General features: G+C 72.7%; 19 protein-coding genes. 15 read left to right on the top strand and 4 right to left on the bottom strand.

Going from position 1 to position 25,331, the window contains the following annotated elements:
* Positions 1-245 precede the first annotated feature (245 nt).
* The 11 genes from OG389_RS27350 to OG389_RS27400 all read left to right on the top strand — a co-directional run bounded on the left by OG389_RS27350 (position 246) and on the right by OG389_RS27400 (position 16,599).
* Positions 246-2,378 carry an ATP-binding protein gene (locus OG389_RS27350; protein WP_328301083.1) on the top strand — a complete coding sequence of 711 codons (2,133 nt, stop codon included), beginning with the start codon at positions 246-248 and terminating at the stop codon, positions 2,376-2,378.
* A 137-nt stretch (positions 2,379-2,515) separates the two neighbouring features.
* The gene (locus tag OG389_RS27355) at positions 2,516-4,096 is read left to right on the top strand and encodes a PucR family transcriptional regulator (protein ID WP_328301084.1); all 1,581 of its coding nucleotides are present in this window, start codon (positions 2,516-2,518) and stop codon (positions 4,094-4,096) included.
* A gap of 157 nt (positions 4,097-4,253) precedes the next feature.
* Complete coding sequence (locus OG389_RS27360; RefSeq protein ID WP_328301085.1) at positions 4,254-5,699, top strand: aldehyde dehydrogenase family protein; 1,446 nt, start codon at positions 4,254-4,256, stop codon at positions 5,697-5,699.
* A gap of 161 nt (positions 5,700-5,860) precedes the next feature.
* Complete coding sequence (locus OG389_RS27365) at positions 5,861-7,822, top strand: acyl-CoA dehydrogenase family protein (protein WP_328301086.1); 1,962 nt, start codon at positions 5,861-5,863, stop codon at positions 7,820-7,822.
* A 105-nt stretch (positions 7,823-7,927) separates the two neighbouring features.
* The gene (locus OG389_RS27370; protein ID WP_328301087.1) at positions 7,928-9,283 is read left to right on the top strand and encodes a hypothetical protein; all 1,356 of its coding nucleotides are present in this window, start codon (positions 7,928-7,930) and stop codon (positions 9,281-9,283) included.
* Positions 9,284-9,303: 20 nt separating this feature from the next.
* Positions 9,304-10,557: a 1-deoxy-D-xylulose-5-phosphate reductoisomerase gene (gene dxr, locus OG389_RS27375; RefSeq protein ID WP_328301088.1), complete on the top strand. Its 1,254-nt coding sequence runs from the start codon at positions 9,304-9,306 to the stop codon at positions 10,555-10,557.
* A complete protein-coding gene (locus OG389_RS27380; protein ID WP_328301089.1) occupies positions 10,554-11,855 on the top strand; it encodes a M50 family metallopeptidase in 1,302 nt (433 codons plus the stop codon). The genes dxr and OG389_RS27380 overlap by 4 nt, the downstream gene beginning before the upstream one ends.
* A gap of 217 nt (positions 11,856-12,072) precedes the next feature.
* Positions 12,073-13,230: a flavodoxin-dependent (E)-4-hydroxy-3-methylbut-2-enyl-diphosphate synthase gene (gene ispG, locus OG389_RS27385; RefSeq protein ID WP_328301090.1), complete on the top strand. Its 1,158-nt coding sequence runs from the start codon at positions 12,073-12,075 to the stop codon at positions 13,228-13,230.
* Positions 13,231-13,412: 182 nt separating this feature from the next.
* The gene (locus tag OG389_RS27390) at positions 13,413-14,258 is read left to right on the top strand and encodes a GNAT family N-acetyltransferase (RefSeq protein ID WP_328301091.1); all 846 of its coding nucleotides are present in this window, start codon (positions 13,413-13,415) and stop codon (positions 14,256-14,258) included.
* Between the two features lie 28 nt (positions 14,259-14,286).
* The gene (locus tag OG389_RS27395; RefSeq protein ID WP_328301092.1) at positions 14,287-14,859 is read left to right on the top strand and encodes a GNAT family N-acetyltransferase; all 573 of its coding nucleotides are present in this window, start codon (positions 14,287-14,289) and stop codon (positions 14,857-14,859) included.
* Positions 14,860-14,901: 42 nt separating this feature from the next.
* Complete coding sequence (locus OG389_RS27400) at positions 14,902-16,599, top strand: proline--tRNA ligase (RefSeq protein ID WP_328301093.1); 1,698 nt, start codon at positions 14,902-14,904, stop codon at positions 16,597-16,599.
* Between the two features lie 107 nt (positions 16,600-16,706).
* Here OG389_RS27400 and OG389_RS27405 read toward each other — a convergent pair whose 3' ends face one another.
* From OG389_RS27405 to OG389_RS27420, 4 genes are read right to left on the bottom strand one after another with little or no spacing between them, the layout of a single operon-like run.
* Positions 16,707-17,672, bottom strand: coding sequence for a slipin family protein (locus OG389_RS27405; RefSeq protein ID WP_328301094.1), 966 nt, complete (start codon positions 17,670-17,672; stop codon positions 16,707-16,709).
* A 55-nt stretch (positions 17,673-17,727) separates the two neighbouring features.
* The gene (locus OG389_RS27410) at positions 17,728-18,630 is read right to left on the bottom strand and encodes an aminoglycoside phosphotransferase family protein (protein WP_328301095.1); all 903 of its coding nucleotides are present in this window, start codon (positions 18,628-18,630) and stop codon (positions 17,728-17,730) included.
* A gap of 52 nt (positions 18,631-18,682) precedes the next feature.
* Complete coding sequence (locus tag OG389_RS27415; RefSeq protein WP_328301096.1) at positions 18,683-19,138, bottom strand: ferritin-like domain-containing protein; 456 nt, start codon at positions 19,136-19,138, stop codon at positions 18,683-18,685.
* Positions 19,135-19,710 (bottom strand): hypothetical protein, encoded by a 576-nt coding sequence (locus OG389_RS27420; protein WP_328301097.1) that lies wholly within the window; start codon positions 19,708-19,710, stop codon positions 19,135-19,137. The genes OG389_RS27415 and OG389_RS27420 overlap by 4 nt, the downstream gene beginning before the upstream one ends.
* A gap of 165 nt (positions 19,711-19,875) precedes the next feature.
* On the opposite strand from OG389_RS27420, the gene rimP reads away from it, so the two are divergent.
* The 4 genes from rimP (at position 19,876) to infB (ending at position 25,219) form a co-directional block, all read left to right on the top strand.
* Positions 19,876-20,373 (top strand): ribosome maturation factor RimP, encoded by a 498-nt coding sequence (gene rimP / locus OG389_RS27425; RefSeq protein WP_328301098.1) that lies wholly within the window; start codon positions 19,876-19,878, stop codon positions 20,371-20,373.
* A gap of 2 nt (positions 20,374-20,375) precedes the next feature.
* Positions 20,376-21,446, top strand: coding sequence for a transcription termination factor NusA (gene nusA, locus OG389_RS27430; protein WP_328301099.1), 1,071 nt, complete (start codon positions 20,376-20,378; stop codon positions 21,444-21,446).
* Positions 21,447-21,624: 178 nt separating this feature from the next.
* Positions 21,625-21,912, top strand: a complete 288-nt coding sequence (locus tag OG389_RS27435) for a YlxR family protein (protein WP_328301100.1) — start codon at positions 21,625-21,627, stop codon at positions 21,910-21,912.
* Between the two features lie 151 nt (positions 21,913-22,063).
* Positions 22,064-25,219, top strand: a complete 3,156-nt coding sequence (gene infB, locus OG389_RS27440) for a translation initiation factor IF-2 (protein ID WP_328301101.1) — start codon at positions 22,064-22,066, stop codon at positions 25,217-25,219.
* Positions 25,220-25,331: the final 112 nt, after the last annotated feature.

Consider the following 25,331-nt stretch of genomic DNA (forward strand, 5'->3'; position numbering starts at 1 on the left):
GCTCCTGGGGGGTGTTTTCGGACGCACTTGTGTCTTTGTCCGCAGGCTAGGCCCGGGAGGTGGAGTCCTGCATGCTCCGTTCGGGAGTGGTGCCCGCGTGTCCTTGTCCGTGACGGCCATAGGAAGGAATCGGCGCGTGTCTTGTGGATCATGACCAGGTACGGGCCGCGGGGCGGCGGCGGCCACTAGATTGAGCGCGCAGCGCAGCGCCGCGCAGTGCGGTAACGGGCAGGGGGCAGGGGTTCATGGACACCGACGGCACGCACGGCAGGTACGAGCGGCGGGCGCCGTCCACCACCGGGCACGTTCCCCGGCCGGCCGGCCCCCCGGCCCCACCGCCGAAGCCCACCCATGCCCCGGGCACGGGGCCGGCCCCCTCCGCGGGCCCCACCCTCGCCGACTGGCTGCGCGTCCCGCGCCCGGCCGCGGGCCCCGGCGTCTGGACGTACGGGTACGTCCCGCGCGCCGCGCAGGAACCGGAGGTCACCCCGACCCGCCAGCTGATCAGCGGGGCGTTCATCGCGCTGCTGGCCGGACTGCTGCTGTGGTCCCTCCTCTGGAACGGGTACCTCGGCGGCTTCTGGCTCTGGCCGCTCTACATGTTCACCCCCGACTCCTGGGCCGGAACGCTCCCCTCCGTGGTCGCCTCCTACATCTGGTACGCCGTCGTCGTGGCGACCCTGGCCATCGGCTTCGGCCGCCTCGGCCGCTGGCCCGAGCTGGCCCGCCGCGTCCTCGGCAGCCGCGCCGCCCGGGCCGTTCAGGCAGTGGTCCCGGCGCCCAGGCCGGTGGAGGAGGGCGGGCCCGAGGACCCCGTGCGGTGGTCCGAGGTGCGGGAGGCCGGGCTGGTGGAGGCGGCCGAGCGGCTCGGAGGGGAGGTGGGGGCGGGGCGGATGAACGACGTGGACTACGCGCGGATCCGGCGGGCCTGGGAGACCGTACGGGCCGACCCCTCACGGACGCGGGCCTTCGACGACGCCGTGCGGGACATGGGCGCCGGGGCGTGCGTCCACCCGTCCGGAGCGCGCGACCTTCCCGTCCGCGCCGCCCGGCACGATCTGCTCGCCCGGCAGGTGCTGCTCGGCACGGTCCAGGACAGCGAGCGCAACCCGTACGCCCGCCGCGGCAGCGGCATCGCCCTCGACCCCGCGGTCCTCGGCACCTCCCTGCTCGCCATCGGCCCCTCCGGCGCCGGCAAGACCTCCCGGCTGGTGCGCCCGGTCGTGGAGTCGCTCGCGCTGCAGGCCTTGGCCGGGCAGGCCGCCGTCATCGCGGTCGCCTCCGCCGGCGCCGCCCTCGGGCCCGACGGGGCCTACGACGTCGTCGTGCGCGTCGGCGACCCCGACTCCGTCTACGACCTGGACCTCTACGGCGGCACCACCGACCCCGACGAGGCCGCGATGCTCCTCGCCGAGGGCTTCGTGGGGGACGTCCCCGGGATCGACGTACGCCGGGCCGCCACCGCCCTCGCCCAGCTCCTCGGGCCGTTCCGGGCCGCGTACGGCCGCTTCCCCGCCGTGCCCGAGCTGCGCGAACTCCTCGATCGCGTACCCGCCGCCCTCACCGCCCTGCGCGGCACGCTGGAGGCCGCCGGCAAGCCCCAGATGCTCCGCGAGCTCGACGCGCGGGAACGCCAGTACGGGGCCCACTCCGACCCCGGACCGGCCCTCGCCGACCGTGTCGCCCTGCTGGACCGCCCCGCCTTCGCGGGCTTCTTCGACACCACCGGCGCCGGGCGGCCGTTCTCGCTGCGCGCCCTGGAGCACCCGCTGCGGGTCCGCGTGGACCTCCCCGAACGCGGGCACGCCGACGCCTCCCGGATGCTGGCGCGGCTGCTGCTCGCCCAGTTCAACGCCGCCGCCACCGCCCGCGCCGACCGCTCGCTCTTCGCGCTCCTCGCCTTCGACGACGCCTCCCACACCCTCACCCCCGAGGCGGTGCGCGGCATCCAGCGGCTCCGCTCGGCGAACGCGGGAGTCCTGCTCACCCTGCGCACCCTGGACGACGTACCGGAAGCCCTGCGCACCCCGCTGCTCGGGGCCGTCGGCTGCCGCATGGCCTTCTCCGGGGTCACCACCTGGGACGGCAAGCGGTTCGCGGAGACCTGGGGCACCGAGTGGGTGGAGACCCGCGACGTCACCCACCGGACGGTCTTCGCGGACCAGCCGCTGACCCGGGCCATCCACGCATTCCGCAAACTGGTCTCGGGCAAGGCCGTGACCACCGACGCCGTGACCGTGCGCCAGGTGGAACGGGAGCGCTGGTCGGCCTCCGACCTGGCGCACGTGGTGCCCCCCGGCCACGCCGTGCTCTCCCTCACCTCCGTCCGCGGGGAGCGGGCCGCACCCCTGCTGGTGCGGCTCGGGGGACCGAACTGAGCGGAACCGTACGGGATGGCAGAATCGAGGTGAGCCGTTCGTACGACACGGCGAAGTCCGCGGTGGCGGTCCACGGCGAGAATCCTGCGTCGGCACCCCGCCGCCGAACCCCTCCTCCCTAAGGCGCCCCGGTACCCATGCCGCTCACCCTCGCCTCGCTCGTCCAGCACTCGGCGCTCAAGCTCAGCGTCCGGGCCGGGGAGGGCCGCCTCGACACCCCCGTGCGCTGGGCCCATGTCAGCGAGCTCGCCGACCCCGTCCCCTACATGGAGGGCGGGGAGCTGCTCCTCGTCACCGCGATGAAGCTGGACGCCGAGGACCCGGAGGAGATGCGGCGCTACGTACGCAGGCTCGCGGCGGCCGGCGTCGTCGGCATCGGCTTCGCCGTCGGAGTCAACTACGACGCCGTGCCCGAGGCGCTGGTCGAAGCCGCCCGGGCCGAGGACCTGCCGCTGCTGGAAGTGCCCCGGCGCACCCCGTTCCTCGCCATCAGCAAGGCCGTCTCCGCCGCCCTGGCCGCCGACCAGTACCGGGCCGTGACCGCCGGCTTCGAGGCGCAGCGGGAGCTGACGCGGGCCGCGCTCTCCGCCGACGGCCCCGGCGAACTGCTGACGAAACTGGCGGCGCACGTGCACGGCTGGGCCGCCCTCTACGACACCTCGGGCGCCGTGGTCGCGGCCGCCCCCGACTGGGCCGCCCGCCGGGCGGCCCGGCTCACCCCCGACGTGGAGCGGCTGCGGGAGCGGCCGGCTCCGGCCAGCGCCGTGGTCGGCGGCTCCGAGGACCGGGTCGAGCTCCAGTCCCTGGGCACCGGGCGGCGGGCCCGGGGCGCGCTGGCCGTCGGCACCGGAGCCCCGCTCGGTACGGCGGAGCGGTACGCCGTCCATTCGGCGGTGGCGCTCCTGACCCTCACCACCGAACGCTCCCGCTCCCTGCACGACGCGGAGTCCAGGCTCGGCGCGGCCGTGCTGCGCATGCTGCTCGCGGGGCTGGCTGAGCACGCGCAGGCCGTGGCCGGGGACCTGTACGGCCCCCTGCTCGACGCGCCGTTCCGGATCCTCGTCGCGGAGCCGGCCCTGGCGGGCACCGCGCAGCCGCAGGGCTTGGCCCAGCTGGCCGACGCCGTGGAGTCGGCGGCGGCGCGCACGGGGGAGACGCTGCTGGTGGTGCCGGAACCCGGCCGGTTCGTCGCCCTGGTGGCCGACGGGGGCTCGGCGGTGCAGGCGTGCGCGGAACACGCGGAGGCGCTGGACTCGCGGCGCGGCCGGGACGCGGGCGGGCCGGAACCGGACGAGCTGGTCCTCGGGCTGTCGGCGCCGGCGGCGGCCTCCGGCGTGGCGGCGGCCCTCAAGCAGGCCGACCAGGCCCTTGCCGTGGCCCGGCGGCGCGGCCGCCCGATGGTCGAGCACGAGGACCTCGCGGCGGGCTCGGTCCTCCCGCTGCTCGCCGACGACGCGGTACGGGCCTTCGCGGACGGCACGCTGCGGGCGCTGCGCGAACACGACGAGAAGGGCCGGGGCGACCTGGTGGCCTCGCTCCAGGCCTGGCTCTCCCGGCACGGCCAGTGGGACGCGGCCGCGGCCGACCTCGGGGTCCACCGCCACACGCTGCGCTACCGGATGCGACGGGTCGAGGAGATCCTGGGCCGCTCCCTGGACGACCCGGACGTCCGCATGGAGCTGTGGCTCGCCCTGAAGGCCACCTCGAACCCGGCATAGTCGGGACCCGCACGGGCCGGGCTGCCCCGGACACTGACAAAGCGGCGCGCCGCGCCAGGCGCGTACTCCACCCCGGACAAACGCCGAAACCGCCGCGGAGTCCTACGGTGGAGGGGACAAGGACCCACCGCACACACTCCGAAGGGCCGGGATCAGCATGACTTCCACCCACGCCTTCTGGCTCGCCGGCCGCCAGGCCACCGGCGACGACAGCTTCGACGTCCACTCCCCGTGGGACGGCCGCCTCGTCGGGACCGTGAGCGTCCCGACCGACGCCCAGGTCGAAGAAGCCGTGGCAGCGGCGTACGCCGTGACGGCGGAGTTCTCCGCGACCCCGGCCCACGTACGCGCCGAGGCCCTGGCCCACGTGGCGCGCCGGCTCGCCGAGCGCACCGAGGAGATCGCGCTGCTGATCTCGGCCGAGAACGGCAAGCCCATCAAGTGGGCGCGCGGCGAGGTCGGCCGTGCGGTGTCCGTGTTCCGCTTCGCCGCCGAAGAGGCCCGCCGCTTCAACGGCGGAGAGGCCCAGCGCCTGGACACCGACGCCGGTGGCGTCGGCCGGCTGGCCCTGACCCGCCGCTTCGTCAAGGGTCCCGTCCTCGGCATCGCCCCGTTCAACTTCCCGCTGAACCTGTGCGCCCACAAGGTGGCCCCGGCCATCGCCGTCGGCGCGCCGATCATCCTGAAGCCGGCCCCGGCCACCCCGCTCTCCGGTCTGATCCTCGGCGAGCTGCTCGCCGAGACCGACCTGCCGGCCGGTTCCTGGTCCGTGCTCCCCGTCGCCAACGACAAGATGCCGGAGCTGGTCAAGGACGAGCGCCTGCCCGTCATCTCCTTCACCGGTTCGGACAAGGTCGGCTACGCCATCCAGCAGGCCGTGCCCCACAAGCACTGCACCCTGGAGCTCGGCGGCAACGCCGCGGCCGTGGTCCTGGAGGACTGGTCCTCCGAGGCCGACCTCGACTGGGCCGCGAACCGCATCGCGACCTTCTCGAACTACCAGGCCGGTCAGTCCTGCATCGGCGTGCAGCGCGTGATCGCCGACGCCTCCGTCTACGACCGCCTCGTCGAGAAGGTCGTCGCGAAGGTCCAGGCGCAGGTCACCGGCGACCCGAACGACTCCGCCACCGACGTCGGCCCCCTCGTCTCCGAGGACGCCGCCAAGCGGGTCGAGTCCTGGGTCGACGAGGCCGTCGCCGCCGGAGCCAAGCTGCTCACGGGCGGCAAGCGCGAGGGTGCCTCGTACGAGCCCACCGTCGTCGCCGAGGTGCCCGAGGGCGTCACCCTGGCCACCGAGGAGGTCTTCGGACCGGTCCTCACCCTGCGCCGGGTCGAGAACACCGACGAGGCCTTCGCCGCCGTCAACGACTCGAAGTTCGGTCTGCAGGCCGGCGTCTTCACGCGGAACATCCAGACCGCGTTCCGCGCCCACCGCGAGCTGGAGGTCGGCGGTGTGATCGTCGGCGACGTCCCGTCCTACCGCGCCGACCAGATGCCGTACGGCGGCGTCAAGCAGTCCGGTGTGGGCCGCGAGGGCGTGCGCTACGCGATGGACGACTACACCTACGAGCGGGTCCTGGTCCTCAGCGGCCTCGACATCTGACCGAACTCGTACGGCCGAGAAGCCGACGGCCGGAGCCTACTGTGCGGGGGCTCCGGCCGTCCCTCTTTCACCCCCGCTTCCCCGCCGCCCGAAACGGGTACGACTCACTGGCAGAACCCACCGGTAAGTACCCCACTCTCGGCGGCGAGGTGAGCCCCCTCATGTCCGCAACACAGCCCGCACAGCCCGTACCGCCCGCACAGCCCAAGGTGACCGAGCGCGAGGCACGACAGGTCGCGGAAGCGGCCCGGGAACAGGACTGGAAGCGGCCCAGCTTCGCCAAGGAGCTGTTCCTGGGACGGTTCCGGCTCGACCTGATCCATCCCCACCCGCTCCCGGCCGAGGAGGACGTCCGGCGCGGCGAGGCCTTCCTGGCCCGGCTGCGGGCGTTCTGCGAGACCTCGGTCGACAGTGCACGCATCGAACGCGAGGCGAAGATCCCCGACGAGACCGTGCGCGGGCTGAAGGAGCTCGGCGCGCTCGGCATGAAGATCGACCCCAAGTACGGCGGCCTGGGCCTCACCCAGGTGTACTACAACAAGGCGCTCGCCCTCGTCGGCTCCGTCAGCCCGGCCATCGGGGCCCTGCTCTCCGCCCACCAGTCGATCGGTGTGCCCCAGCCGCTGAAGATGTTCGGCACGCAGGAACAGAAGGACGCCTACTTGCCGCGCTGCGCGACCACCGCCATCAGCGCCTTCCTCCTCACCGAGCCCGACGTGGGCTCCGACCCGGCGCGCCTGGCCACCACCGCGGTCCCGGACGGGGAGGACACCTACGTCCTGGACGGTGTGAAGCTCTGGACCACCAACGGGGTCGTCGCCGATCTGCTCGTCGTCATGGCCCGGGTCCCCAGGAGCGAGAACCACCGGGGCGGGATCACCGCCTTCGTCGTCGAGGCCGACTCGCCGGGCATCACCGTCGAGCACCGCAACGCCTTCATGGGCCTGCGCGGCCTGGAGAACGGCGTGACCCGCTTCCACCAGGTCAGGGTCCCGGCCGCCCAGCGCATCGGCGCCGAGGGCGCCGGCCTGAAGATCGCGCTGACCACGCTGAACACCGGCCGGCTGTCGCTGCCCGCCATGTGCGTGGGCGCCGGCAAGTGGTGCCTGAAGATCGCCCGCGAATGGTCCGGCGTACGCGAGCAGTGGGGACGGCCGGTCGCCAAGCACGAGGCGGTCGGCGCCAAGATCTCCTTCATCGCCGCCACCACCTTCGCCCTGGAGGCCGTGGTCGACCTGGCCTCCCAGATGGCCGACGAGGACCGCAACGACATCCGGATCGAGGCCGCCCTCGCCAAGCTCTACGGCTCCGAGATGGCCTGCCTGATGGCCGACGAGCTGGTGCAGATCCGCGGCGGACGCGGATTCGAGACCGCCGAATCGCTGGCCGCGCGCGGGGAGCGGGCCGTCCCGGCCGAACAGATGCTCCGTGACCTGCGGATCAACCGGATCTTCGAGGGTTCCACCGAGATCATGCACCTGCTGATCGCCCGCGAGGCCGTGGACGCCCACCTGTCCGTGGCCGGCGACCTCATCGACCCGGAGAAGGCACTGGGAGACAAGGCGAAGGCGGGCGCCCGCGCGGCCGGGTTCTACGCCCGCTGGCTGCCCAAGCTCACCACCGGCGCCGGCCAGGTCCCGGGCACCTACCGGGCCTTCCACCCCCCGGGCCACCCCGACCTCGCCACCCACCTGCGCTACGTCGAGCGCGGCTCGCGCAAACTCGCCCGGTCGACCTTCTACGCCATGTCCCGCTGGCAGGGCCGCATGGAGACCAAGCAGGGCTTCCTCGGCCGGATCGTCGACATCGGCGCCGAGCTCTTCGCGATGAGCGCGGCCTGCGTGCGCGCCGAGCACCTGCGGGCCACCGGCGACCACGGTCGTGAGGCCTACCAGCTGGCCGACGCCTTCTGCCGGCAGTCCCGGCTGCGCGTGGAGGAGCTCTTCGGCCGGCTCTGGGACAACACCGACGACCTGGACCGCAAGGTCGTCGCCGGGGTCCTGTCCGGTACCTACACCTGGCTGGAGGAGGGCGTCCTCGACCCGTCCGGGGACGGGCCGTGGATCGCCGACGCCACCCCCGGTCCGTCCACGCACAAGAACGTGCACCGTCCCCTGCGCTGACCTGCGATCATCGCCGGACGTCGGACAGGCGTACGAGGATGGGCGCGGGCGTGAGTGGGTACGCGTACCCGCACACGGACGAGCACGGGCAAGGCGGAGAGAACGATGCCGACGGCTGAGGAGGACCGGGCCAGCAGACGGCTGGCCCGGTGCGCGGCGCACGTACTGCGCCACGCGCCGGACCACGTCGTCACCGACCTGGTCGGCCGGCTCGACGGGCCGGCCCGCAAGTACCTGTGCCGCGACGAGTGGCTGTCGGCCTCGACCGTCACCCTGCTGCTGCGCCACGGCAGCCAGGAGGACCGGCAGTACGTCGCCCGCAACCCGCACGTCGTCGGCCGGCCCCTGCCCGGGCTCCCCGGACCGGCCCGGTACGCGGCCCGCCCCGGGCCGTCGCCGGAGCTGCTGCGGGAGGTCGGCCCCGGACCGTTCACCACCGGCGAACTCGTGCCGCTGCTGCGCGGGCACGGCCGCCGGCCCCGGATCCCGCTGACCCTGCTGCGGATGCCGCACGAACCCCTCGACCCCGCCGTCCTGCTGGAGGAGCACGCCCGGGAGCCGCTGCCGCCCGGCGCGGTCGAGGCCCTGCTGCTGGCCGGAGCACTGCCCCGCGAGGTCGGCCGGGCCCTGCTCGACGCGGGCGCGCGGGACACGGACGGGTACGGGTGGTACCGGCCCGCCGTCCGGGCCGTCCGGATGGGACTGCTCACCTGCGACGAGCTCGCCGCCCACGTCGCCCCCGCGCGCCGCACCCTGCTGCTGGTGGACCTCTCCGGGACCAGGAGCGGCCTGCGCTGGTCCCTGCCCGAACGGACGGGGATGCGCACGGCCGTCGCCCGGGCGCTGCGCCCCCTGCGGGACGACCCCAGGCTCTGGGGGGAGCTGCTCCGCCACGCCCCGGCCTTCCGCGGTACCCTCCCGGTCCTCGTGGCCCGGATCGTGCGCGGCACCCTGCGCGAGGAGCCCGCCGCGGGGCCGCACGCCGGTGGACCGCGTACCGGGGTACCGCACACCGGCGGACCGGACCTCCCCGCGCTCACCGACGCGGTGCGCTCCCTGGCCCCGAAGGCCGCCGAGCCCGTCGGGGGCGTGGACCGCGAACTGGCCCTCGCGAGTCTCGCGGTGCCCATGGAGTCCGTCCAGGAGGACATCCGGTGGGTCCGGGACTGCCTCGCCCGCGGGCTGCTCACCGGGGAGGACGTGATCCGGCACAAGGCTCCCGCCTGCTGGGCCCTGGACGAGGACCACTGGCTGGGCGAGGTGAGCCACCCCGACCGCCACGACTGGGCCGCGCCGGTACTCGCCTCGCGGGCCGAGGCCGACCGGCTGTTCGCCCTGGCCCTGGGATCCGATCCGGACGCCTGGTGGCGGGTCGTCACCACGCTCCCGGACTTCGCCGGAACGCTCCCGCACCTTCTGCTGCGGGTCACGGAAGGGGGCTCAGTGTCCGGACGCCCCTGAGTTGCGGCAACAATGGGTTCATGAGCGACCGCCCAGCCCCCCTCGCCGATCCGCATCTCCTCTTCGACCCCGCGGCCGGCCGGAGGGACATCGTCATCCTCGGCTCCACCGGGTCCATCGGGACCCAGGCCATCGACCTCGCCCTGCGCAACCCGGACCGGTTCCGGGTGACCGGGCTGTCCGCCGCCGGCGGGCGCGTCGCCCTGCTGGCCGAGCAGGCCCGGCTGCTGCGCGTGCACACCGTGGCCGTCGCGCGCGAAGACGTCGTACCGGCACTGAAGGAGGCGCTCGACGCCCAGTACGGCGCCGGTGAGCCGCTGCCCGAGATCCTCGCCGGGCCGGACGCCGCGACCGAGCTCGCCGCCTCCGAGTGCCACACCGTCCTCAACGGCATCACCGGTTCCATCGGCCTCGCGCCCACCCTCGCCGCGCTTCGGGCCGGCCGGACCCTGGCCCTCGCCAACAAGGAGTCGCTGATCGTCGGCGGCCCGCTCGTGAAGGCCCTCGCGAAGCCCGGCCAGATCATCCCGGTCGACTCCGAGCACGCGGCGCTCTTCCAGGCGCTCGCCGCCGGCACCCGGGCCGACGTGCGCAAGCTCGTGGTCACCGCCTCCGGCGGGCCCTTCCGCGGCCGCACCCGCGCCGAGCTGGCCGGGGTCACCGTCGAGGACGCCCTCGCGCACCCCACCTGGGCCATGGGCCCGGTGATCACGATCAACTCGGCGACCCTGGTCAACAAGGGCCTGGAGGTCATCGAGGCGCACCTGCTCTACGACATCCCCTTCGACCGCATCGAGGTCGTGGTCCACCCGCAGTCCTACGTCCACTCGATGGTGGAGTTCACGGACGGCTCCACGCTCGCCCAGGCCACTCCGCCGGACATGCGCGGCCCGATCGCGATCGGCCTCGGCTGGCCCGAGCGGATCCCGGACGCGGCCCCCGCCTTCGACTGGACCAGGGCGTCGTCCTGGGAGTTCTTCCCGCTGGACACCGAGGCCTTCCCGTCGGTGGGCCTGGCCCGGCACGTGGGCGCCCTGGGCGGTACCGCGCCCGCCGTGTTCAATGCGGCGAACGAGGAGTGCGTAGCGGCGTTCCTGGCCGGTCGGCTGCCGTTCACAGCAATCATGGATACGGTCTCTGCCGTGGTCGATGAGCACGGGACTCCCACCCCGGGAACTTCCCTCACGGTCGCGGACGTCCTTGAAGCGGAGACCTGGGCCAGGGCCCGGGCACAGGAAAAGGCGGCACGGGCCGCAGTGGAGGCGCGCGCATGACCATACTGCTGACCTTGATCGGCGTGCTCGTCTTCGTGGTCGGGCTGCTCTTCTCCATCGCCTGGCACGAGCTCGGCCACCTCTCGACGGCCAAGCTCTTCGGCATCCGCGTGCCCCAGTACATGGTCGGCTTCGGCCGGACCGTCTGGTCGCGCAAGAAGGGCGACACCGAGTACGGCATCAAGGCCATCCCGATGGGCGGCTACATCCGGATGATCGGGATGTTCCCGCCCGGCGAGGACGGCAAGGTCACCGCCCGCTCCACGTCGCCGTTCCGCTCGATGATCGAGGACGCGCGCTCGGCGGCGTACGAGGAACTGCAGCCGGGCGACGAGTCGCGGCTCTTCTACACGCGCAAGCCGTGGAAGCGCGTGATCGTGATGTTCGCGGGACCGTTCATGAACCTGGTCCTGGCGATGGCGATCTTCTTCGGCGTGTGGATGACCTTCGGGGTGGGGCAGACGACCACCGAGGTCAGGACGGTGACCCCCTGCGTCATCAAGCAGAGCGAGAAGCGCGAGGTCTGCAAGGCGGGCGACCCGGAGGCCCCGGGCAAGGCCGCGGGCCTGAAGGTCGGCGACAGGATCGTGGCCTTCGACGGCCAGCGGATGGAGGACTGGGACGCGCTCCAGAAGAAGATCCGCAGCACCGTCGGACCCGCCACCCTCACCGTCCTGCGCGACGGGCAGAAGGTGGACCTCCACGCGAACCTCGTGGAGAACCGGGTGGGCAGGACCAACGACCGCGGCGAGTACGTCAAGGACCAGTACGTCTCGGCCGGTTACCTCGGCATCGCCCCGACGAACGTGATCGCCCCGCTCACCTTCTCCCAGTCGGCGGAGCACGTCGGTGAGGTCGTCGAGGACAGCGTGCAGGGCCTGGCCAAGCTCCCGGGCAAGATCCCGGCCCTGTGGAACTCCGTGTTCAACGGCGCCGAGCGCGAGCCCGACTCCCCGATGGGCATCGTCGGCGCGGCCCGGATCAACGGCGAGATCGCCGCACTGGACCTGCCGAGCGAGCAGCGGATGTCGATCATGCTGAACGTCCTCGGCATGTTCAACCTCTCCCTCTTCCTGTTCAACATGCTGCCCCTGCTGCCGCTCGACGGCGGGCACATCGCGGGCGCCCTGTGGGAGTCGGTGCGACGCACCTTCGCGCGGGTCTTCCGGCGCACCGACCCGGGCCCGTTCGACGTGGCGAAGCTGATGCCCGCCGCGTACGTGGTGGCCGGAGTCTTCCTCTGCTTCACGCTGCTGGTACTGGCCGCCGACGTGGTGAACCCGATCAAGATCACCTGATCCGGACCGGCGGGGCGACCAGCGGCTTGTCCTACGAGCCGTCCGTACATCAGCGGCACGGGAGCCGGGCACACTTCGTGCCCGGCTCCCTACGTTCGGGTGGCGCACCCCCTGCGATGCGAGGTGCACGCGTTGATTGGCGTAATCTCGAAGGCTGGAGCCCGCCGATCCCGGGACCCTGGCCCACCTTGATCCACACCTTGGGGTTGCACAGCAGATGACTGCCATCTCTCTCGGAATGCCGGCCGTGCCGACGAAGCTTGCCGACCGCAGGGTCAGCCGCAAGATCCAGGTCGGTTCCGTGGCCGTCGGCGGTGACTCGCAGATCTCGGTCCAGTCGATGACCACCACCAGGACCTCCGACATCGGCGCCACGCTCCAGCAGATCGCGGAGCTGACCGCCTCCGGCTGTGACATCGTGCGCGTGGCCTGCCCGACGCAGGACGACGCCGACGCGCTCGCCGTGATCGCGAAGAAGTCGAACATCCCGGTCATCGCCGACATCCACTTCCAGCCCAAGTACGTGTTCGCCGCGATCGACGCCGGCTGCGCCGCGGTCCGCGTGAACCCGGGCAACATCAAGCAGTTCGACGACAAGGTCAAGGAGATCGCGCGGGCCGCCAAGGACGCGGGCACGCCGATCCGGATCGGCGTGAACGCCGGCTCGCTCGACGCGCGACTGCTGAAGAAGTACGGCAAGGCCACCCCCGAGGCGCTCGTCGAGTCGGCGCTGTGGGAGGCCTCCCTCTTCGAGGAGCACGGCTTCAGCGACATCAAGATCTCGGTCAAGCACAACGACCCGGTCGTCATGGTCAACGCCTACCGTCAGCTGGCCGCCCAGTGCGAGTACCCGCTGCACCTCGGCGTCACCGAGGCCGGCCCCGCCTTCCAGGGCACCATCAAGTCCGCCGTCGCCTTCGGCGCGCTGCTCTCCGAGGGCATCGGCGACACCATCCGCGTCTCCCTGTCGGCCCCGCCGGTCGAGGAGATCAAGGTCGGCCGCCAGATCCTGGAGTCGCTGAACCTCAAGCCGCGCCGCCTGGAGATCGTGTCCTGCCCCTCGTGCGGGCGCGCGCAGGTGGACGTCTACAAGCTGGCCGAGCAGGTCACGGCGGGCCTGGAGGGAATGGAGGTCCCGCTGCGCGTCGCGGTCATGGGCTGCGTGGTCAACGGCCCCGGCGAGGCCCGCGAGGCCGACCTGGGCGTCGCCTCCGGCAACGGCAAGGGCCAGATCTTCGTGAAGGGCGAGGTCATCAAGACCGTGCCGGAGTCGAAGATCGTGGAGACCCTGATCGAAGAGGCGCTGAAGATCGCCGAGCAGATGGAGAAGGACGGCGTGATGTCGGGCGAGCCGACGGTCGCCATCGGCGTGTAGCTCCACACGTACCGAACGACGACGGGCCCGGAGCCGCGAAGGCGGCTCCGGGCCCGTCGGCCTGTGCGGGTCGCGACCGGTCCGCGCCCCGCCCCGCAGAACGGCCCCAGGGGGCTCGGAGGCATCTCGCAGCCGCGCCGGGTACAGTGCGGAGATCAGCAGACGTGCATGGTGAGGCCCCAGTGTTGACGCAGACCACCACCCGGGTCCTTGAGCCCAGTGATCTTGACGCCGCGCTCGACATCCTCGGCCGCGAGCCGGTCGAGAACGCCTTCGTCACCTCTCGCGTCCAGATCGCCGGGCTCGACCCGTGGCGCCTGGGCGGGGAGATGTGGGGCTGGTACGCCGACGGCGAGCTCCGCTCGCTCTGCTACGCGGGCGCCAACCTGGTCCCCGTCTGCGCCGGTCCCGACGCCGTACGGGCCTTCGCCGACCGGGCCCGCCGCACCGGCCGCCGCTGCTCCTCGATCGTCGGTCCCGTCGAGGCCACGAGCCTGCTGTGGCGGCTCCTGGAGCCCAGCTGGGGCCCGGCCCGCGACGTCCGCTCCCACCAGCCGCTCATGGTCATGGAGCAGCCGTCCACGGAGGTCGCCGCCGACCGGGCGGTCCGCCGGATCCGCCAGGACGAGATGGAGCTGATCATGCCCGCCTGCGTGGCCATGTTCACCGAGGAGGTCGGCATCTCCCCGATGGCCGGCGACGGCGGCCTGCTCTACCAGGCCCGGGTCGCCGAGCTGGTCGCCACCGGCCGCTCCTTCGCCCGCGTCGAGGACGGCAAGGTCGTCTTCAAGGCCGAGATCGGCGCCGCGACCTCCCGCGCCTGCCAGATCCAGGGCGTGTGGGTGGCCCCCGAGTTCCGCGGCCGCGGTCACTCCGAGACCGGGATGGCCGCCGTCGTCGAGTACGCGTTGCGCGACGTGGCCCCCGTGGTCAGCCTGTACGTCAACGACTTCAACACCGCCGCGCGAGCCTCCTACCGTCGGGTCGGCTTCCGCGAGGTCGGCGCGTTCATGAGCGTCCTGTTCTGACCTCGCGGTCGGCCAGTAAGGTCACCGCATGCTGCCAACCCCCGCGGGCGAAGACCCCGACCGGCCCGCCGGACTACGGATCGGGCACCTCGACCTCGCCGACCGCGTCGACGAGGCCCTGCGCGTGCAGGCCCTGGCCTTCGGCCTCAGCCAGGAGGAGGTCGGCATCCGGCGCTACATCGTCCAGCGCCACATGACCTGCGCCGGCGCCCGCGCGCTCGGCGCGTTCACCGATGACGGGGAGCTCGCCGGGTTCGTCTACGGCATGCCCAACGACCGCGTGCACTGGTGGTCCGGAGTCGTCGAGCCCTACCTGCGGGCCGGCGGTCACGAAGGCTGGCTCGACGGCTCCTTCGTGATCACCGAGCTCCACGTGCACCCCGGGTTCCAGGGCAGGGGCGTCGGCCGCGCGCTCATCACCCGGATCACCGACACCGCCGCCGAACCCCGCTCGATCCTCTCCGTGATCGACACCGACAGCCCCGCCCGGGGGCTCTACCACGCCCTCGGCTACACGGACCTCGCCCGCCAGGTCCACTTCCCGAGCGCGAGCCTCCCGTACGCCGTCATGGGCGCCCCGCTGCCCCTGCGCAGGCCCTGAAACCGGTTCCGCCCCGGCGACGGCCCCCGATAGCCTCCCGTCATGTCAACGCAACACGTGCAGCGCATGTCCCGCCTCATGGCCAAGACCCTCCGCGAGGATCCGGCCGACGCCGAGACCCTCAGCCACCGCCTCCTGGTCCGGGCCGGCTACGTACGGCGCAGCTCCGCAGGAGTGTGGATCTGGCTGCCGCTCGGCAAGCGGGTCCTGGACAACGTCTCGCGCATCGTCCGGGAGGAGATGGACGGGATCGGGGCACAGGAGGTGCTGCTCCCGGCGCTGCTGCCGAAGGAGCCGTACGAGATCAGCGGACGCTGGTCGGAGTACGGGGACCTGCTGTTCCGGCTCAAGGACCGCAAGGGCGCGGACTATCTGCTCGGCCCCACCCACGAGGAGATCTTCACCCTGACGGTCAAGGACCAGTGCACGTCCTACAAGGACCTGCCGGTCATGCTCTACCAGATCCAGACCAAGTACCGGGACGAGGCGCGGCCCCGCTCGGGCGTCCTGCGCGGCCGCGAGTTCCAGATGAAGGACTCGTACTCCTTCGACGTGTCCGACGAGGGGCTGGCGGAGTCCTACCGGCTCCACCGCGAGGCCTACGTACGCATCTTCGAGCGGCTCGGCCTCGACCACCGGATTGTGTCGGCGGTGTCCGGCGCGATGGGCGGCTCGGCGTCGGAGGAGTTCCTGGCACCGGCCGCGGCGGGCGAGGACACCTTCGTGGACTGCCCGTCCTGCGACTACGCGGCGAACACGGAGGCGGTGACCTTCGCCCTGACGCCGGCCGCGGGGGAGCACGGCCCGCTGGAGGAGATCCCGACGCCCGACACCCCGACCATCGAGACCCTGGCCGCGCACCTGGGCGTCCCCGCGTCGGCGACGCTGAAGAACCTGCTCGTGAAGGTGGACGGGGAGATCACGGCCGTCGGCGTACCGGGTGACCGCGAGGTCGACCTCGGCAAGCTCGGGGAGCACCTGGCCCCGGCCGTCGTGGAGTTGGTGACGGCGGAGGACTTCACCGGCCGGCCCGATCTGGTACGCGGCTACGTGGGCCCGCAGGGCCTGGAGAAGGTCCGCTACCTCGCCGACCCCCGTATCGCGCCGGGCAGTTCCTGGGTGACCGGGGCCAACAGGCCCGACACGCACGCCCGGAACGTGGTCTGCGGGCGGGACTTCGAGGTGGACCAGTACCTGGACGTGGTGGTCGTCGAGGAGGGCGACCCGTGCCCGTCCTGCGGCGCCGGGCTCCGTCTGGACCGGGCGATCGAGATCGGGCACATCTTCCAGCTCGGCCGGAAGTACGCCGACGCCTTCGGCCTGGACGTCCTCGGACCGCAGGGCAAGCCGGTCCGGGTCACGATGGGCTCGTACGGCATCGGCGTCTCCCGGGCGGTGGCCGCGCTGGCCGAACAGACGGCGGACGAGAGGGGCCTGTGCTGGCCCGCCGCGGTGGCTCCCGCGGAGGTGCACGTGGTGGCGGCCGGCAAGGCGGTGCCGCTGGCGCTCGCGGAGTCGGCGGCCGAAGCCCTGGCCGCGGCGGGCCTGCGCGTCCTCCTGGACGACAGGCCCGGCCTCTCACCCGGGGTGAAGCTCACCGACGCGGAGCTGATCGGCGTCCCGTGGATCCTGGTGGCGGGCCGCCGCTCCGCAGAGTCGGTGGTCGAACTCCAGGACCGCGCGTCCGGCACCCGCGAGGAACTCCCCCTGGCAGAGGCCCTGGCCCGCCTGACGCACTGAAATCCAGCCCCTGAAATCCAGCTCTTCCGGCGTTTGAGGAACGGGGTCTGGGGCGGAGCCCCGGAAGGGGTCCGGGCGGAGGGCGGGTGGGGGACTGGGCGCCGCGGCTACAGCGGAGGCTCGTCCGGCGGCGAGCCGTCCAGAGCCGGGCCGATGGCCGCGGGCCCCGGCGCGGCCGGTCCGGCGACGGCCTGGGGGCCCGGGGCCCCGCCCGGCACCGCGGGGCCCGGGGCTCCGCCCGGTGCGACGCCCGGTGCCGCCGGGGCCCCGCCCGGTGACTGCGGGGCCGGGGCCGGGGCCGCGCCCGGAGCCGCGGGGGCCGCGCGCTCCAGGAAGCGCAGGAGCTCCACCGGGAACGGCAGGACCAGTGTGGAGTTCTTCTCCGCCGCCACGGCCACGACCGTCTGGAGCAGCCGCAGCTGCAGTGCGGCCGGCTGGTCCGACATCACCGCAGCCGCCTCGGCCAGCTTGTGCGAGGCCTGGAGCTCCGCGTCCGCGTTGATGACCCGCGCCCGCCGTTCCCGGTCGGCCTCCGCCTGCCGGGCCATCGACCGCTTCATCGTCTCCGGCAGGGACACGTCCTTGATCTCCACCCGGTCGATCTGGACGCCCCACCCCACCGCCGGGCTGTCGATCATCAGCTCCAGGCCCTGGTTGAGCATCTCCCGGTTGGACAGCAGGTCGTCCAGGTCCGACTTGCCGATGATCGACCGCAACGAGGTCTGCGCCATCTGCGAGACGGCGAAGCGGTAGTCCTCGACCGCCACGACCGCGCTCGCCGGGTCGACGACCTTGAAGTACACGACCGCGTCCACCCGCACCGTGACGTTGTCCCGCGTGATGCCCTCCTGGGCCGGCACCGGCATGGTCACGATCTGCATGTTCACTTTGCGGAGCCGGTCGACGCCCGGGACGATCATCGTGAAACCCGGGCCGCGGACGCTCTCACGCAGCCGGCCGAAGCGGAAGACCAGACCCCGCTCGTACTGTTTCACCACCCGGGCGGCGGCCCCCATCCAGACCACGGCACCGACGCTCGCGGCGATCCCCGCTGTCAGCAGTTCCTGGAGCATGACGGCCTCCTGCCGGGCACACCCTCCCCCTTTACGGTATGCCCCGCGCCATGCCCTACAACCAGCCCGCGAACTCCAGCAGCAGCTCGGCGTCGCGCCGCCGCCCGGCGGCCAGCGCCCGGTTGCCCGACTCGACCGCCCGGAACAGCGTCCAGCCCCGCAGCCGGTCCCGGTCCACCTCCAGCGCGTCGGCCAGCTTGTTCACCCGGCGCCGGGCCCCGGAGGCCCCGGCCGAGGAGGCCATCTGGTCCTCCAGCCGGTCCCGCACCAGGCGCGCCAGGTCGTAGGCCCGCTCGCCGACCATCGGGTCCGGGCCCACCGCCAGCCACGGAGCCCGCTCGCCGGCCAGCACCTTGCCCTGCCGGAAGTTCCCGTGCAGCAGCAGTTCCTCGGCCGGCGCGGCGATCAGCTCCTCGCGGGCCGAGAGTGCCGCCGAGGCCAGCTCCGCCGCCTCCGGGGGAGCCTTGCGGAGCTCCTCCGCCTGCCCGGCCGTCCGCTCGGCTACCGTCTCCCAGCCGTGCCCGCCCGGCGGGGCCACCCAGAGCCTGCGCAGCGTCCCGCAGGCCTCCAGCAGCGCCTTCGCCTCCGGCAGCGACCGCAGTGACACCTCGGGGTGCAGCCGCTCCAGCAGCAGTGCCCCGTCCTCCTCGTGATGGCGCGTGTCGAGGACCCGTACCGCCCCGAACCCGCCCCAGTGCGCCAGCGCCGCCAGCTCCCGGTCCGGGCGGACGGCCGGCGGGGCCAGCTTCAGAGCGGCCGGGGTCCCGTCGGCGTACCGGACGAGGACGACCAGACTGGTGCGGCCGCCAGGGGCCTGCACCCGCTGCGCCTGTACCTCACGCCGTGCCAGCGCACTCTCCGCCAGCCGGGGCAGCTGCCCCAGCCAGTCCGAGACGTGCGCCGGTTCCGGCAGCTCGCCGAGCGCCCGTACGAGCCGCTGCGGCGGTTCGAAAGCCATGCGTGCGTGGTCCCTTTCAGCTGTACCCGGACTCGTCGCGCATGCTTGCGCGCTAGTTCCGCGGTGCGTCCGCGCGTTCCGTGAGCCCAGGGAAGGCTACGCCGACACCACGCCACCGTGCCGCGCGCACGGCCGCGGCGCTCAGTGCGTCGGCCGCCTCACGGCGCAGCTGCCCCTCGGCGACGCGCACCAGATCGGAGTACGCGCCGGCCACCCGGTCCTCGATCCCGGCGGCCAGCCGCTCGGCGTCGGCGGGCGTGCGCACGGCGAACGGCAGGGTGTACGCGGCCTCCGACGGGCGGGGGGAACCGCCCAGGTCACGCACGGTGCGGGCCAGCGCGTCACGGCGCGCGAGGTGGCCGGCGTAGGCCTCGCGAGCCTCCGCGGAACGGGCGGCCGCGGCCCGGGCGCCGATCACGCCGTAGCCGTACGCGGCCGCGTGCTCGGCGGCGAGCGCGGACTGGGCGGCCTCCAGGATCCGGCCGGCGGGGGACGGTTCGGGGGTCACGACTGGGCTCCGGGGGTCGAGGTCAGCAGGTACGCGTGTACGTGGCCGCACGCGGCCACCGAGGCCAGCATCCGGGCCAGCTCCCCGGGGGCACCGGCCAGGGAGATCGTCCGGGCCTCGGCCAGGCTCCGCTCCGCGTCCGCGAGGGCGGTCAGCGCCTCGGCCGGCATCGGGGACACCGGCTCGGCGCTGGGCGCCGGGGGCGCGGGGGGCGCGGCGGCCGCCGCGGAGCCGGAGACGGAGGGAGAGGCGGGCCGGGGCGGGGGCGGGGCCGCGGACCGGGAGGCCGTGGGGGACCGCTCGTCGGCGAGGGCCGCCCTGTGCGCCGCGACCGAGGCGCGCAGCGGTGCGAGGCGCTCCGCCAGGGCCGGATGGGCTGCGGCCGTGGCGTCGTAACGTTCCAGCAGCCGCTCGCTTTCACGAACGGCCGTCTCGCGCATCCGCCGATCGAGTGGAATCTCGGGGTCCGCGGCGAGCGAGCCCCCGTCGGAGCAACCGCTGAGCAGCGCGGCGCCGGCGATGCCCGCGGCACCGGCGAGCAGGCTTCTTCGCGACGGCAGGATCGTGGGCACGCAGACGCCTCCGGGGGCTGGCTGGGCTGATGTCGGGCAGGGTGTGATCACGGTACCCGGGGCCCTGTCCACCGCGCGGACGGCAACACCCCCCGCGACCGGATACCCTTTGACCTGACGCACGACGGAAACCACAACAGCACACGCGGCCGAGGAGTCACCCGGATGAGCACCACCCAGAGCGACAGGCTGCGCGCATTGCTGGAGCCGCTCGTCGCCGCCAAGGGCCTGGACCTCGAGGAGATCGAGACGTCCAAGGCGGGCAAGCGCCGGATGCTGCGCATCGTCGTGGACTCCGAGGACGGCGTGGAGCTGGACGCGTGCGCCGAGCTGAGCCGTGAGGTCTCGGACCTGCTGGACGAGACCGACACGATGGGCGAGGACGAGTACGTCCTCGAGGTGAGCTCCCCGGGCGCGGACCGCCCGCTGACCGAGCACCGTCACTACATCCGGGCGACCGGCCGGCTCGTGAAGTTCCAGACGTCGGACGGCGGGGAACTGATCGCCCGCATCCTCGACGTCGACGACGAGGGCCTGGACCTCGAAGTACCGGGCGTGAAGGGCCGCAAGGCGACCGCCCGCCGCATCGCATTCACCGACATCGCCAAGGCGCGTGTCGAGATCGAGTTCAACCGCAAGGACAAGAAGGAAGAGGAGGCGTAGTCGTGGACATCGACATGAGTGCCCTACGGGGTCTGGTCCGGGAGAAGGAGATTTCCTTCGACCTGCTCGTCGAAGCGATCGAGTCGGCCCTCCTCATCGCGTACCACCGCACCGAGGGAAGCTTCCGGCGCGCACGCGTCGTGCTCGACCGCACCAACGGTCACGTGATCGTGTGGGCGACCGAGGACCCGAGGGACCTGGAAGAGGGCCAGGAGGCCAAGGAGTTCGACGACACCCCGTCGGACTTCGGCCGCATCGCCGCGACGACCGCCAAGCAGGTGATCCTGCAGCGTCTGCGCGACGCCGAGGACGACCTGACCTTCGGCGAGTTCCTGGGCCGCGAGGGTGATGTCATCACCGGCGTGGTGCAGCAGGGCAAGGACCCGAAGAACGTCCTCATCGACATCGGCAAGCTGGAAGCCATCCTGCCGGTGCAGGAGCAGGTGCCCGGTGAGGAGTACACGCACGGACTGCGCATCAAGGCGTACGTCGTGCGGGTGGCGAAGGGTGTCCGCGGTCCGTCCGTGACCCTGTCGCGCACGCACCCGAACCTGGTGAAGAAGCTGTTCGCGCTCGAGGTCCCGGAGATCGCCGACGGCAGCGTCGAGATCTGCGCGATCGCCCGTGAGGCCGGTCACCGTTCCAAGATCGCCGTCCGGGCCCACCGCTCCGGCCTCAACCCGAAGGGTGCCTGCATCGGCCCGATGGGCAGCCGCGTGCGCAACGTGATGGCCGAGCTGCACGGCGAGAAGATCGACATCGTCGACTGGTCGGACGACCCGGCGGAGATGGTCGCGAACGCGCTGTCACCCGCCCGGGTGAGCAAGGTCGAGGTCGTCGACTGGGACACCCGCTCCGCGCGGGTGACCGTGCCCGACTACCAGCTGTCGCTGGCGATCGGCAAGGAGGGCCAGAACGCCCGCCTCGCCGCGCGCCTCACCGGCTGGCGCATCGACATCCGTCCCGACACCGAGCAGCCGTCGGACGGGGACGACCAGGGCCGCGGCGAGCATCGTGACGACCGCGGTGACGACCGGCGTGACGACCGTCGCGACGACCGTCGCGGGGAATAAAACCGCTGTCGCCCGGAGCTGTCCGGACGGTAGACAGGAATCAAAGGACTTGATCCGGCGTACGTTGCTGCCCGCCGCCGAGGTTTCGGCGGCCGGGCCCGGCGTCATGGATCACGACAACATCCGTTCGATTTTTCGCCCGAAGGGGTGAGGTCGGTGCGGGGAGGTAGACTTAAGCGTGTCTGGCCGGACGCAAGCCCGCGCATGCCCCGAACGCACCTGTGTGGGGTGTCGGGAGCGAGCGGCCAAGAGCGATCTGCTGCGCATCGTGGCGATCGGTGATGAATGCGTCTCCGATCCTCGCGGTACGCTGCCCGGCCGGGGTGCCTACGTGCACCCCGCCGTGGTCTGCCTCGACCAGGCGGTCCGCCGCAGGGCGTTCTCCCGGGCCTTCAGGTCCGCAGGACCGCTCGACACGGCAGGACTGCGCAATGCCCTGGCCGATGAGGCAGGGGCGACACCGTAAGCAAGTAGTACGGCACGGATCACCGTGCGGTCAGGTACCTCGCGAGTTGGAAGTAGGTCGAGATTGCGATGAGCACCCCTCGATGAGTACGCGATGAGTACGAGCATGAAGTAGACACGGTCCGGCGTAACCCGGACCTAAAAGGAGCGAAGTGGCTAAGGTCCGGGTATACGAACTCGCCAAGGAGTTCGGAGTTGAGAGCAAGGTCGTCATGGCCAAGCTCCAGGAACTCGGTGAGTTCGTCCGTTCGGCGTCCTCGACGATCGAGGCGCCGGTTGTACGCAAGTTGACCGATGCATTGCAGGGGCCGGGCGGCAACGCCGGCAAGCCCGCTGCGAAGCCGGGCGAGCCCCGCAAGGCCGCCCCCGCCAAGCCCGGGGCTCCCACCCCGGGTGCCGCACGTCCCGCGGCGCCGAAGCCCGGCGCCCCGGCCCCCAAGCCGGTCGTCGCGGAGGCCCCGGCCGCCGCAGCGCCCGCCCCGGTGACCCCGGCCCCCGCCGCAGGCGGCCCGCGTCCCGGTCCCAAGGCTCCGGCCGCCCCGAAGCCCGCTCCGGCGGCTCCCGTGGCGACCGAGTTCTCCGCGCCTCCGGCGGCTCCGGCCGCCGCGGCTCCGGCGCGCACCGACCGTCCCGCCGGTCCCGGCGCCACCCCCGGCCCGCGTCCGGCGCAGCAGCGCCCCGAGCGTCCGGCGGCCCAGGGCGGCCAGTCCGGCGCCCGTCCCGGCGCCCCGCGTCCGGCCGGTGCCGCTCCGGCGCGTGCCGAGCGTCCCGCCGGTCCCGGTGCCCAGGCTCCGCGTCCCCAGGGCGCCCGTCCGGCCGGTCCCCGTCCGGGCAACAACCCGTTCACCTCTGGTGGCTCCACCGGCATGGCGCGCCCGCAGGCGCCCCGTCCGGCCGGCGCTCCCCGTCCCGGTGCCCCCGGCGCCGGCGGCCAGGGTGCTCCCCGTCCGCAGGGCGGCCCCGGCGGCGCCCCGCGTCCGCAGGGCCAGGGCGCCGGTCGCCCGACCCCGGGCGGCATGCCCCGTCCGCAGGGCGGCGCCCCGCGTCCGGGTGGTGCCCCCGGTGGTAACCGTCCCAACCCGGGCATGATGCCGCAGCGTCCCGCTGCCGGTGGTCCCGGTCCCCGTCCCGGTGGCGGCCCCGGTGGCCGTGGTCCCGGTGCCGGCGGTCCCCGTCCCGGCGGCGCCGGTGGCGCCGGCCGTCCCGCGGGCGGCGGCTTCGCCGGTCGTCCGGCCGGTCCGGGCTCGCGTCCGGGTGGCGGTGGCGGCTTCGGCGGTCCCCGTCCCGGTGGTGGCGGCTTCGGCGGCGGTCCGGCCGGTGCCGGCGGCGGCGGTCGTCCCGGCTTCGGCGGGCGTCCCGGTGGTCCCAATGCCCGTGGTGGCACGCAGGGCGCCTTCGGCCGTCCCGGTGGTCCCGCGCGTCGTGGACGCAAGTCCAAGCGCCAGCGTCGCCAGGAGTACGAGGCCATGCAGGCCCCGTCGGTCGGCGGCATCATGCTGCCGCGTGGTCACGGCGAGACCGTTCGCCTGTCCCGCGGTGCATCCCTCACCGACTTCGCGGAGAAGATCAACGCCAACCCGGCGTCGCTCGTCGCCGTGATGATGAACCTCGGCGAGATGGTCACTGCCACGCAGTCCGTCTCCGACGAGACCCTCGAAATGCTGGCCGGCGAGATGAACTACGTCGTTCAGATCGTCAGCCCGGAGGAAGAGGACCGCGAGCTCCTCGAGGGCTTCGACATCGAGTTCGGCGAGGACGAGGGCGGCGAGGAATTCCTCATGCCGCGTCCGCCGGTCGTGACCGTCATGGGTCACGTCGACCACGGTAAGACCCGACTGCTCGACGCCATCCGCAAGACGAACGTCGTTGCGGGCGAGGCCGGTGGCATCACCCAGCACATCGGTGCCTACCAGGTGGGCACCGAGGTCAACGGTGAAGAGCGCAAGATCACCTTCATCGACACCCCCGGTCACGAGGCGTTCACCGCCATGCGTGCCCGTGGTGCCAAGTCGACCGACATCGCGATCCTCGTGGTCGCGGCCAACGACGGCGTGATGCCGCAGACGATCGAGGCGCTCAACCACGCCCAGGCCGCCGGCGTCCCGATCGTCGTCGCGGTCAACAAGATCGACGTCGAGGGTGCCGACCCGGTCAAGGTGCGCGGTCAGCTCACCGAGTTCGGTCTGGTCGCCGAGGAGTACGGCGGCGACACGATGTTCGTCGACATCTCCGCCAAGCAGGGTCTGCACATCGACTCCCTGCTCGAGGCCGTCGTCCTCACCGCCGACGCCTCGCTCGACCTGCGCGCCAACCCGGAGCAGGACGCTCAGGGTATTGCGATCGAGTCCCACCTCGACCGCGGCCGCGGTGCCGTCGCCACCGTCCTCGTCCAGCGCGGTACCCTCCGCGTCGGCGACACGATGGTCGTGGGCGACGCCTACGGCCGCGTGCGCGCCATGCTCGACGACAAGGGCAACAACGTCGAGGAAGCGGGTCCCGCGACCCCCGTCCTGGTCCTGGGTCTCACCAACGTCCCCGGCGCCGGCGACAACTTCCTCGTCGTCGACGAGGACCGCACCGCCCGTCAGATCGCCGAGAAGCGTGCTGCGCGTGAGCGCAACGCCAACTTCGCCAAGCGCGTCCGCCGGGTGTCCCTGGAAGACCTCGACTCGGTTCTCAAGGCCGGTCTGGTCCAGGAACTCAACCTCATCATCAAGGGCGACGCGTCCGGTGCGGTCGAGGCTCTCGAGTCCTCGCTGCTCCAGCTCGACGTCGGCGAAGAGGTCGACATCCGCATCCTGCACCGCGGTGTGGGTGCGGTCACCGAGTCCGACATCAACCTGGCGATGGGCTCCGACGCCATCGTCATCGGCTACAACGTCCGTGCGGCCGGCCGTGCCGCGCAGATGGCGGAGCGCGAGGGTGTCGACGTCCGCTACTACTCGGTGATCTACCAGGCCATCGAGGAGATCGAGGCGGCTCTCAAGGGCCTGCTCAAGCCGGAGTACGAAGAGGTCGAGCTCGGTACGGCGGAGGTCCGCGAGGTCTTCCGCTCGTCCAAGCTGGGCAACATCGCCGGTGTCCTCATCCGGTCCGGCGAGGTCAAGCGCAACACCAAGGCGCGGCTCCTGCGCGATGGCAAGGTCATCGCCGAGAGCCTCACCATCTCCGGTCTGCGCCGCTTCAAGGACGACGTCACCGAGATCCGCGAAGGCTTCGAGGGCGGTATCAACCTCGGCAACTTCAACGACATCAAGATCGACGACGTCATCGCGACGTACGAGATGCGCGAGAAGCCCCGCGCGTAAGCGCGAGGCGGTTCGCACCGTGTCGTAGGTGCTGTAACACCGGGGCCGGTCGGCGGAATATCCGTCGATCGGCCCCGGCCGTTGCGTGTACGGTTCTGATGACCCTGCCGCG

The sequence above is a fragment of the Streptomyces sp. NBC_00435 genome, from assembly GCF_036014235.1.
GTDB lineage: Bacteria > Actinomycetota > Actinomycetes > Streptomycetales > Streptomycetaceae > Streptomyces.

Excerpts from the sequence above, each read along its gene's own strand:
- OG389_RS27350 (WP_328301083.1), top strand. The coding sequence starts at position 246 with ATGGACACCGACGGCACGCACGGCAGGTACGAGCGGCGGGCGCCGTCC.
- OG389_RS27355 (WP_328301084.1), top strand. The coding sequence starts at position 2,516 with ATGCCGCTCACCCTCGCCTCGCTCGTCCAGCACTCGGCGCTCAAGCTC.
- OG389_RS27360 (WP_328301085.1), top strand. The coding sequence starts at position 4,254 with ATGACTTCCACCCACGCCTTCTGGCTCGCCGGCCGCCAGGCCACCGGC.
- OG389_RS27365 (WP_328301086.1), top strand. The coding sequence starts at position 5,861 with ATGTCCGCAACACAGCCCGCACAGCCCGTACCGCCCGCACAGCCCAAG.
- OG389_RS27370 (WP_328301087.1), top strand. The coding sequence starts at position 7,928 with ATGCCGACGGCTGAGGAGGACCGGGCCAGCAGACGGCTGGCCCGGTGC.
- dxr (WP_328301088.1), top strand. The coding sequence starts at position 9,304 with ATGAGCGACCGCCCAGCCCCCCTCGCCGATCCGCATCTCCTCTTCGAC.
- OG389_RS27380 (WP_328301089.1), top strand. The coding sequence starts at position 10,554 with ATGACCATACTGCTGACCTTGATCGGCGTGCTCGTCTTCGTGGTCGGG.
- ispG (WP_328301090.1), top strand. The coding sequence starts at position 12,073 with ATGACTGCCATCTCTCTCGGAATGCCGGCCGTGCCGACGAAGCTTGCC.
- OG389_RS27395 (WP_328301092.1), top strand. The coding sequence starts at position 14,287 with ATGCTGCCAACCCCCGCGGGCGAAGACCCCGACCGGCCCGCCGGACTA.
- OG389_RS27400 (WP_328301093.1), top strand. The coding sequence starts at position 14,902 with ATGTCAACGCAACACGTGCAGCGCATGTCCCGCCTCATGGCCAAGACC.
- OG389_RS27405 (WP_328301094.1), bottom strand. The coding sequence starts at position 17,672 with ATGCTCCAGGAACTGCTGACAGCGGGGATCGCCGCGAGCGTCGGTGCC.
- OG389_RS27410 (WP_328301095.1), bottom strand. The coding sequence starts at position 18,630 with ATGGCTTTCGAACCGCCGCAGCGGCTCGTACGGGCGCTCGGCGAGCTG.
- rimP (WP_328301098.1), top strand. The coding sequence starts at position 19,876 with ATGAGCACCACCCAGAGCGACAGGCTGCGCGCATTGCTGGAGCCGCTC.